The organism is Microcystis sp. M015S2 (assembly GCF_020245945.1).
In the GTDB taxonomy this organism is placed as follows: Bacteria; Cyanobacteriota; Cyanobacteriia; order Cyanobacteriales; family Microcystaceae; genus Microcystis.
This window is the reverse complement of sequence record NZ_JADBTX010000128.1, coordinates 1-2,824: the sequence shown is the minus strand read 5'-3', so window position 1 is coordinate 2,824 and position 2,824 is coordinate 1. Positions and strand designations below refer to the sequence as shown.

The window sequence follows — 2,824 nt, the reverse complement described above, 5'->3', positions numbered from 1 at the left end:
TCGGGCTACATCAAATGTTCCAAAAAAATATAGAAGAGCTAATGCAAATTAGCCGCTATCGGTTGAAGGATTACATCAAAGGACAAAGAGCGATATCGCTTGCCCTATCTACCTTCTAGCTCGCTTGTCCCCCTCTCAGCAAGTTCATCCTTAAAAAATATCAACCGAACTGGGCGATAAACCTGATTTAATCCAGAAACAAACTCATCAGATAAACAGTAAATTTCTAACGACGAGAAAAGTAACATTATATTAAGTAAATATCTCTAGTTAAGGACTTTTTGCTATTCTGAGGAATAGGTACATAGTGCTAGTCCTCACGGATATTCAAACTCTCTCTAACTTTTTATAGAAAAACATAAATAACAGGGGGTTATAGTAATGATAACTTCAGATGTGGCTTCTTTGATTATCGGCATTGAAGAAAATGTGCGGGCAGAAAGCGCATATTATGGCAAGCCGGTCGAATGGCGAGAAAAATATCAAACGTGGCATTATGGAATTGGATTATCGGACACGCATTTCTTTAGTTTAGGAACTCTAGAAAAACAAGAACTGCAACTCCTAAAACGCCACGATATTCGTGATTTTGACCTGAGAATTCTTCCTGATGTTAAATCACCCTTTGAAAGCGACGAAGTTATAGAACGACTTAAATATGCTTTGAGATGGTTAGATGATTTACCAGAAAACTCATCTCAGAAAACAATTACAGGTAAGGGATTGGCTTTCCAGATATTGACAGGCAATCCAGATTATGAATATTCTAGAGATACAAAACCAATTCCCCCCGACCTAAGTTATGAGGATTATTTAAAGCAAAGTTGTCCGAAACTGAAGCCTAGTAAATATTTTCTTAAGAATCCTCAAGTTTGGGCTTATATGTTTTTGTTTATTTTTGTTTTATTTGCTGCAATTTTAACTCCTCCTTTATTTGATTTGATAAAAAATTTAATTGGTTCAATACCTTGGCTTAAAAATATAGATAATCTAGTTGAAAATATATCAAAAATATTGTTTTTCTTGTTAATTTTTATCATATCTTTCTTGCTTTGGAGGGTTTTTGTAATTATATCAAATTTTAAATGGTCGGGCTTTCAGAAAAAAAGTTTTTGGGATTGGCTACAATTATTGATAATACCCTTAATGTTAGCCCTGGGTGCTTTCTATCTGAATTCTGCAGCCGACTTTAGAGATTATCAAATTGCACAAGAGCAGAAACATCAGGAGATTCTGACGGATTATTTTTCCAAAATGCAAGATTTAATTGTAGAGACAAAAAAAAGCAAACAAACACCCGGTTCTAAAGAATCAAATTCAGAGGAAAGGTTACTGACAGAATTTAGATCGACTGCTAAAGCTTTAACTTTCTCTGTTTTAGAACAATTGGATGGTGAACGTAAAGGAAAAGTTATCATTTATTTAGCTGAATCTCAATTAATTACCGCTAATAACGATAATCAGTCCTCTCTGCCAGAAGTTAAAAATGATAATCCGTCTTCTCTGCCAGAAATTAAATTAAATGGAGCAAATCTAAAAGAGATAGTCTTAAAGAATGTTGACTTGTATAGTATTATTGACATGAAAAATAAGGATCGGATAATAAATGGAATAAAAATTAATAATGCTAATATGGAAAGAGCTAATTTGAGTAAAGTAAATTTATTCAAATCAGATCTAATGGGTTCTAATTTAGAGAATGCAACTTTACAAAATGTGAATTTTGCTGGTTCTACAATGAAAAGTTCAAGATTCATCAATGGTCAAATTACCGATGTAGATTTCACTGGTGTCAATTTATCAGAAACTATATTTGATAATATCAAGCTCGAAAATATAAAAATTTCTGATAAAACTAATTTTGACAATGCCTGTTTTACTAAAAGTGTCACATTTAATAATACCAAGCCTGATACCAAGCTGCTGACACCAAACTTTTTACAAAAACTAATAGATAAAAAAAATATTTTAGAAGCTAAAACTTCTCAAGAATGTGAACTTCTCAAGAAAATTGACAATTCACTCAAGCCCCAAATGCCCAAATAAATTTGAAAAGGATTTAATAGTATGAAGAATCGAGAGCGTTTAATTCTAGCTACTTTAATATTAAGTATTGGTCTTGCTGGCCAAGTATCTTCGCAACCTGTATCCTATGGGGTTGTTTATGGTTCGGATCGAGGCATTCAAGAAGCACAATGGGAAATAGAACAACTACCAAGACGATTGCCACAATATATAAACAAAAATAAGCTATTTAGACGTAGCAACTTTTATGTGAGTGTCATCCTATTCCCAACCAAGCAAGATGCTAATAACGCCCTACCAATAATAGAGGATGAATATAAAAGAGGGTCATTTGTCGTCCCTCTTAACGATTGGTGTCGTCCCAATTGGAGTAACTATAGAACGGCAATAAATGGCATAAACTATTATGACTGCGGAAGATGAGAAGTTCTTGTCAGAAAAACTAGGGCGATTATTCCTCGATTGCCCTACATTTATTTTGATGTTTACTTGATAAATAAGCTCTAAGACTGGAGCAAATCTACTGAAGTATTATCGATTAACTGAGCAACAGCATTAAGATAATCATTAAGTTCCATGTTGTGAGCTTGGGGAAATAAATTAAGGGTTTCTACCTTTGTTCCTTCTCCCTGTTCAATGCGTCTCACTTGACGCTCGGATACCTGAGAGGGGGACAAGCGAGCTAGAAGGTAGATAGGGCAAGCGATATCGCTCTTTGTCCTTTGATGTAATCCTTCAACCGATAGCGGCTAATTTGCATTAGCTCTTCTATATTTTTTTGGAACATTTGATGTAGCCC

Annotated in this window: 3 protein-coding genes; 2 read left to right on the top strand and 1 reads right to left on the bottom strand. The window is 34.3% G+C overall.

The window, feature by feature from the left end:
- The first annotated feature begins 381 nt into the window (after positions 1–381).
- Together IM473_RS20870 and IM473_RS20865 are read left to right on the top strand one after the other, a co-directional pair.
- The gene (locus IM473_RS20870) at positions 382–2,046 is read left to right on the top strand and encodes a pentapeptide repeat-containing protein (RefSeq protein WP_287657538.1); all 1,665 of its coding nucleotides are present in this window, start codon (positions 382–384) and stop codon (positions 2,044–2,046) included.
- 21 nt (positions 2,047–2,067) lie between these two features.
- Positions 2,068–2,448, top strand: a complete 381-nt coding sequence (locus tag IM473_RS20865; protein WP_287657537.1) for a hypothetical protein — start codon at positions 2,068–2,070, stop codon at positions 2,446–2,448.
- A gap of 80 nt (positions 2,449–2,528) precedes the next feature.
- Here the strand turns inward: IM473_RS20865 and IM473_RS20860 are convergent, their stop codons facing one another.
- Positions 2,529–2,672 (bottom strand): hypothetical protein, encoded by a 144-nt coding sequence (locus IM473_RS20860; protein WP_287690552.1) that lies wholly within the window; start codon positions 2,670–2,672, stop codon positions 2,529–2,531.
- Between the last annotated feature and the right edge of the window lie 152 nt (positions 2,673–2,824).